Raw genomic sequence first — 6465 nt, forward strand, 5'->3', positions numbered from 1 at the left:
ACCAAATAAAAAAAGGACTACTTAAAAACTATCTTGTCAATGAACTACAAAATCCTTCTGTCTTGATGAGTTTTTCGTAAGTCCTGAATTTGTACTTTCTAAATGATACAGCATCTCCTACCTGTTATTTCGTTCAGACCACTCAACCTAAAATAAAATGTTTTTCTGTAGTTATCGTCATATCACTACACCTATTTAGATGACTGATTTAAGTTTATTCGATACAATGCGCATTTTTTCAGCAAGTCCAATAGAGTTTTATTAATCGGTTAAGGAAACATACCTATGAAGTCTCAAAAGGAAATCAATTCATCCGTAGAGCAGCTCTTTGAACAATCAAATACAAAAAAAATAGAAGAGATTCTTAAAACGCATAAAAAACTTTTGCAAATTAAAGAGGCGCTCAACAACATCATTGACTCCATGATCAGCAACCCCAGTATCCTCTCACAAGCAGCACGATACTGGAATGAAGTCCCATTATGGCAAAAAATAAGTTTTGGTGTGTTATTGGTTGCTCCTGCATTTTTTATTGGAATATTTGTCCATGTGGCAGTTCTAACTACTTTAAGTTTGGTTGCCTTGTGTGCTTATGCTGTGAGTAGTTACCTTCTTGATGATCATTTTGCAGATCATTCAGCGAATTTAGACAAATTAAAACAGGGTATTGCAAGTCTTGGAACACTGCTTTCATCGATGGTTGAGTTGCTTGATCTGTTAAATAAGCAATTCGCTGAACAAATACAGAAATTCAAAGACAACAACAGCCTATTATCCAGCCAAATTGAATCCCTCGATAATCAAGTTGATGAGCTCAATCAGCAAATCGAGAAATTTAAAGCAACCCAACAAAAACTGCATCAAATCCAAATGGAACTCGAAAAGGAATCAAAGCGACTTAAAATGGAAAACCAGGAGCAATCGAAATTAATCCAGGCAAGCCAAGTTCAATTAGAAGAGGTAACGAGCGAATACCAACAAAATCAGATCAAACTTTCGACTCAAATTGTTGATTTAACCGAATCAAAAACAAAAATCGAACAAGAATTGGAACGTTTACGCAAATGTATTGTCATATTTCAAAAAACAACTGAAAAGCTTACTTCCACTTTGTCAATGAATCAAGAACAACAAACAGCTTTTGTACAAAGAATTAATGAATTTATTTCTGATAAAGAAAATCGCTTAGAACATGTTGTTGGAACGATATCTCATAGTGCAGATGCTCTATCTCAAACAAAGGATGAATACAAAATATCTATTGAACGTCATAAACAATTGGTTGACCAATATGAGCTTCTGGTCAAGCGATATGAGTCAATCGTGCTCCAAATGGAGCAGAAAGCAGAGAGCTCTAAGACTAAAACAGAAAAAAGCAAAGCATTAACCCAGTTTGGTTTGTATTCTGTTAATGGCCTTGGCTCTTCTCTACATCCACAGGAAGAACACCACATCCCTCTTGTCATTGAGGTGATGTAAGAGGATTAAGCTGATAAATCAAAGAGATTTTTTATTTCATCGATTAGTACACAGGGCTATCACAAGAGTGTATAGCCCAACTTCTTAAGAAAGAAGTTGTGATAGACTGGCTTCATACTCTCCTTTACATAAATAAGATGAGTTCAATAATTATTGCAAATACCCAAACCTATTGAATATAAATCCAGGGAATCGTCTGTTTTCTATGCACTTATCTGTTGTATTAAGAACGAATAATTTTATCCTATGTAACGGAGGATTCTGTTATCCCACAGGGTTATCCCCAGAAAATGTGGATAAAGAATGAGATAAAAGGGGTTTATAGACATGATTTATCAATGCGATCTATCAATCATGTCTATAAACAGCTTTTATAGACATGATCTATAAACCAGATTGATCTACCGCTTTATATAAGGGGGTTTATAAATAGGGTTTTATTAAAACATCGCGAATCTATTTTTAAACCTGTTGTAGCCTGATCTAAAAGAGGCTTATAGACCCCTTTTAATAATAAACCTTAAAAAGGGGTCTAACAGTAGTTAGTAGTAATTAATCACTATTACTACTAACTTATTTTAATAACCAACCGAGCTGATTCAATAATTACCAATTTAAAAATTAACATGGATAAAAACCACCTTATTTTAAATATATTTTTATATCTAAAAATGGTTTACTGTTTGACTAAATTAATACTACTTGCAAATGAAAGTGAGGGTGATTTTAACGTACCCATATGATTAACTAATTTTATTTCTTCACCATAAGGTCCTATGAACCGTATTTATAAACCCCTTTGATCTTCATCAATCTATTGCATCCATATTTGTTTCAACAACCAAAACTCATAAGAAAGACAATTTTTGTTTGAAAAACTATTTACAACAACGGAAACAATATTGTAGTATTTAATTTAAATTTGTTTCAATCGACAAGGAAGATAAAGTGGATGTTTCCCAAATAAAAATTAGTGAGCTATCTAGACTTACTGATATTAATAAAACCTTGATCAGCCGCTATTTTAAAGAAGCCTCTGACATGTCAGTTACTAGAATTAATGATAGAATTGTAGGCTTGTCTCCTGAAGCAGCGACCGAGTTTTTATTAGAACATGGGAAAGATTACTTTAGAAAAGGCGGTGTTATATTAACTGCAAATTTGTGTGGGGGTGTTGGAAAAACTACCGGAACCTATTCTTTGAGCGCCTCTGCTCGTAGAATTCATACTCGCGAAGATCCCATTGTTATTATTGACACGGATTCACAAGGCAGTTTTACTGGAACGGTATGTGGTGCTCCCGCTGAAGATGACGAACTTATTTTAATTGATTTTCTTGAAGGAAAAGCAAAAATTGAAAACATACTAACTGATGTTGGTAATAATGTTTGGTTTGTTAAATCAAATTTAAACCAAGCGTATATAGATAAGGTTTTGTCAAAACCTTCAGATATTAAAAAAGGGATGCTCAATTTTTACAACGAGATATTTAGGCATTTGGGCGAGAACACAAAAATATTTCAAGATCATACACCTCAACTATCCAGTGTTTTTGCCTCTAGTATATGTGCTATTTCTCAGTTAAATCCTCAATTATTAAGATCTGTAATTATACCTATGCGAAGTGATGATTATGCAATTAATGGTGCTGAAAAAATATTAAATGAAATTACGGAATTACAAGAAACTTTTAATTTAGAGCGTAATATTGATATTCATTGTTATTTTTCTAGTATTGATCGTCGCATATCTACCACAAGCGAAGCCATTAAAGGGGCTAAGAAGAAAGATGCCATAATTCATCATTTATGCCCCGTGGTAATACGCTATTGCTCTGAAATTCCTAAGAGTATTCAAAAATCAAATAATGTTTATAGCTCAGGTAAATCTAATAATGCAGCAGAAGATTATCAGGATTTGCTTCAATATATATTTAGTTATGCAAAAGAAGCTGAGGTTGCATAAAAATGGCAAGACTGGACGACTTGTTACCTGAATTAAAGAATGATACCTCATCTCAAATACAATCAAAAAAAAATGAGCCAAGCATTCCATCTGGGAAAAAAAGAAGAGCTTGGTTGGTTGATAGTATTGATGATATAACACCAGTCCAAGGAAAGGGGTCTATGAACCATATTCATAAACCAGGATTGTCGTTGAATGTTTCTAGAATTGATGCTTCAACTACAAAGGGGTCTATGAATCAGGTTTATAAGCCTGAGTCGTTGTGCTTTGCGGATTTACGAAGCAATCCACTACAGTTATTTCGATTTTTATTTGAATTAGCGCAAAGAGCAGAAGATAATTATAAAACTCCAAGAGTAAAGCTTCGAGATATGATGCTTAATATTAATATCTCAAAAGATTCTGCAAGAACAGCTCTTAGGTTTTTACTGAAGCAAAAATTTATAGAGAGAATAGAATTTCAACCTGGACATTTAGGTTGGTCAAGATATCAATTAAATGAGAATATTTGTAATGAACTGGAAAAGGCAATCTCAAAGGGTGTTATAGACCCCTTTGGGAGCGGTGGTAATAGAATGATAGAAAGCACCAATTCATTAGTAACTGATTTTTTGGATCCTTGGGATGATATAGATTTTAGTTCTCTTGAACTAATAGGGTTTAATAAAAAACATTTATTACAAATTAAAAATAAGACAACTCCCGATATAGCTCAAGAATCTATAAATCATTTCGCATATTCATTAAAATATAATAAGAAAACCAAGGAATATCCAAATCCATTGGCTACATTAATTGCTGTTTTAAAAAGAGGTGAGGCTTGGATTGAACCAAACTATCAATCACCCCAAGAGCTGGCGCAGTTAAAAATTCTAGAAATAAGGAAATCGGAATTGGAAAGAAAAAAAGCTCTTGAAGAAGAGCTATATAAAGTAGCTTTTGATGAATGGCAGCAGAGCTTAAGTAAAGGTGAGATAGAATCATTGGCTCCAGACCACAGAAAAAAAGGTGACCCAGTACCACCTACTGCAAAATTAAGTATTTATTTTAAAGAAAAAATCTGGCCAGAAAAAAGAAAAGACTATTTAATTTGAAATGATATTCAAACTGGACGATTAAGGGGGGGGAATGCAAGACTTAAATTATTTTGAAAAGATAGCTCAAGAGGCTCTTTTTAACGAAGAGGAAAAGAAAATTAAAGAAGTTTTAGGATGTGATAGTCTTGCCATTAGAGTAAAAATATCCAATAAAGAAAAATTTACTGATACAACTAAAGTAGTAAGCTTTGAAAATCGTGAGTAAAAAACTTGTTTTAATTGGCTCAGGAATTAAAGCAATTTCACATTTGACTATTGAAGCGCAAGCATATATTAAGCAAGCTGATTGTGTATTGTATTTAGTTAATGAGCCAATAATTGAAAAATGGTTAATTAAATATGGAAAAAAATGCATTTCTCTTGAAAGTTCATATTTTTTATATGAAAAACGTTCTGAGTCTTATAAAAAAATAGCTGACGAAATACTAAATTATACAGATCAATATAATTTTATTTCTATAGTAATGTACGGTCATCCTACAATTTTTTCTACACCTGGTTTAGATGCTATAAAGAGGGCTAAAAAAAGAAATATTGAAACCGTTGTATTGCCTGGTATTTCCGCAGAAGATTGTCTTTTTTCTGATCTAGAGGTTGATCCTAGTCAAAATGGTTGTTTATCTGTCGAGGCCATGAGTTTTTTAATATTTGATGGCATGGTCGATAAACACTATGACCTTGTTATTTGGCAATTGGGAATGGTTGGAAATATCAAACCAGTAATAAAAAATGTTAAAGATGGGGTATTGCTAATTCAAGAAAAATTATTAAAAACATATACCCCACAGCATCAAGCTATTTTATATGAAGCTGCTCTTTATCCTGGAGTTAAACCTAAAATCATAAAATTTCCAATAGAATTATTGATAAATCAAAAAATTAGTTCTATTTCAACGTTATATATACCTGGTGAAAAAAATAGATCATTTGATGAAAAAATTTTTGTAAAGTTAAATTTGAAAATAGAAGAATTTCAATAAAGTACATTATTAAGGGATTAGCATGACTTGTATTAAAGGATATATGGAAACTTATCTAAATTTAAACAATAAATGTAAATTATATTTGTTTTTTTATATGATCCAATCTATTTCAGCAGGAGTAGCTTTTTTTATTGCTATTTTCTTAAATGAATATTTGTTATTAACTGCCGATACAATTAGCTGGATTGTTGGGTTTTTTGTCATGGGTAATTTGTTAGGATCCTGGCTGACTGCAAAGTTACTTGATAGGAGCGATCCATATAAATTATCAGGAATTTCGTTGATGTTACAGGCGATCTGTTTTTTCTCAATTTGTTACACCTCCTCAATATGGCTTATTATTGTAATTATGTTGATATTAGGAGTAGCAAGTTATGTGTATGTTATATGTAATGATTATTTAATTACAGCGTTAGCTGGTAAAATGGAAAGCGAAAGAGCTTTAGCGATAAGCTTATTAAATGTATCTTCAAATATTGGGCTTGGAATTGGCGGCGTTACGGTCACTTACTTATCAAAAAACAATCCTATACAGATGTTTACTATGATAGGAATTACTCTAGTAATATCTTCTTTATTCTACTTTTCAGATCGTTCAGGTAGGGTAAATGTAATAACAGAAAAACATGATGAAGCCATATCAAAATCAAATCTAAATTTATATCGCCTAAGCTTAAGTATTATATTCTCACTTGGTCTTATATTTGCCCAGCAAAGAGTGGGTTATTCATTGTTTTTAACCAAATATTATGGTGATTCTGGCGCTAGTTTTATATTCATGCTTAATTCATTTCTTATAATATTTTTTCTTCCCTCAGTAACTAAAAGCGCTATCCAAAAAAATCAAGTTTTAGGGGTCGTGTGGAAGAACCACCAAAAGTGTTAATTCTGAATTAGGCCGCCTTCCAAAAGTGTTTTTTTAGATGCTTCTCAATCGCACT

General features: G+C 32.3%; 6 protein-coding genes. All 6 read left to right on the forward strand.

The window, feature by feature from the left end; all coding sequences use genetic code 11:
* Positions 1-285 precede the first annotated feature (285 nt).
* The 6 genes from Lsan_RS06775 to Lsan_RS06795 all read left to right on the forward strand — a co-directional run bounded on the left by Lsan_RS06775 (position 286) and on the right by Lsan_RS06795 (position 6410).
* Entirely contained in the window at positions 286-1479 is a 1194-nt protein-coding gene (locus Lsan_RS06775) for a coiled-coil domain-containing protein (RefSeq protein ID WP_058513753.1), read from the forward strand.
* A gap of 948 nt (positions 1480-2427) precedes the next feature.
* Positions 2428-3444, forward strand: coding sequence for a ParA family protein (locus tag Lsan_RS06780; RefSeq protein WP_058513754.1), 1017 nt, complete (start codon positions 2428-2430; stop codon positions 3442-3444).
* 2 nt (positions 3445-3446) lie between these two features.
* Positions 3447-4538 carry a hypothetical protein gene (locus Lsan_RS06785; RefSeq protein WP_058513755.1) on the forward strand — a complete coding sequence of 364 codons (1092 nt, stop codon included), beginning with the start codon at positions 3447-3449 and terminating at the stop codon, positions 4536-4538.
* 34 nt (positions 4539-4572) lie between these two features.
* On the forward strand, positions 4573-4746 hold the full coding sequence (locus Lsan_RS21985; protein WP_157068288.1) for a hypothetical protein: 174 nt from the start codon (positions 4573-4575) through the stop codon (positions 4744-4746).
* Positions 4739-5521 carry an SAM-dependent methyltransferase gene (locus Lsan_RS06790; protein ID WP_058513756.1) on the forward strand — a complete coding sequence of 261 codons (783 nt, stop codon included), beginning with the start codon at positions 4739-4741 and terminating at the stop codon, positions 5519-5521. The genes Lsan_RS21985 and Lsan_RS06790 overlap by 8 nt, the downstream gene beginning before the upstream one ends.
* A gap of 22 nt (positions 5522-5543) precedes the next feature.
* Positions 5544-6410: an MFS transporter gene (locus Lsan_RS06795; RefSeq protein ID WP_058513757.1), complete on the forward strand. Its 867-nt coding sequence runs from the start codon at positions 5544-5546 to the stop codon at positions 6408-6410.
* Positions 6411-6465 lie beyond the last annotated feature (55 nt).

The sequence above is a fragment of the Legionella santicrucis genome, from assembly GCF_001468135.1.
GTDB classification, from domain to species: Bacteria; Pseudomonadota; Gammaproteobacteria; order Legionellales; family Legionellaceae; genus Legionella; species Legionella santicrucis.

Excerpts from the sequence above, each read along its gene's own strand:
- Lsan_RS06775 (WP_058513753.1), top strand. The coding sequence starts at position 286 with ATGAAGTCTCAAAAGGAAATCAATTCATCCGTAGAGCAGCTCTTTGAA.
- Lsan_RS06785 (WP_058513755.1), top strand. The coding sequence starts at position 3,447 with ATGGCAAGACTGGACGACTTGTTACCTGAATTAAAGAATGATACCTCA.
- Lsan_RS21985 (WP_157068288.1), top strand. The coding sequence starts at position 4,573 with ATGCAAGACTTAAATTATTTTGAAAAGATAGCTCAAGAGGCTCTTTTT.
- Lsan_RS06795 (WP_058513757.1), top strand. The coding sequence starts at position 5,544 with ATGACTTGTATTAAAGGATATATGGAAACTTATCTAAATTTAAACAAT.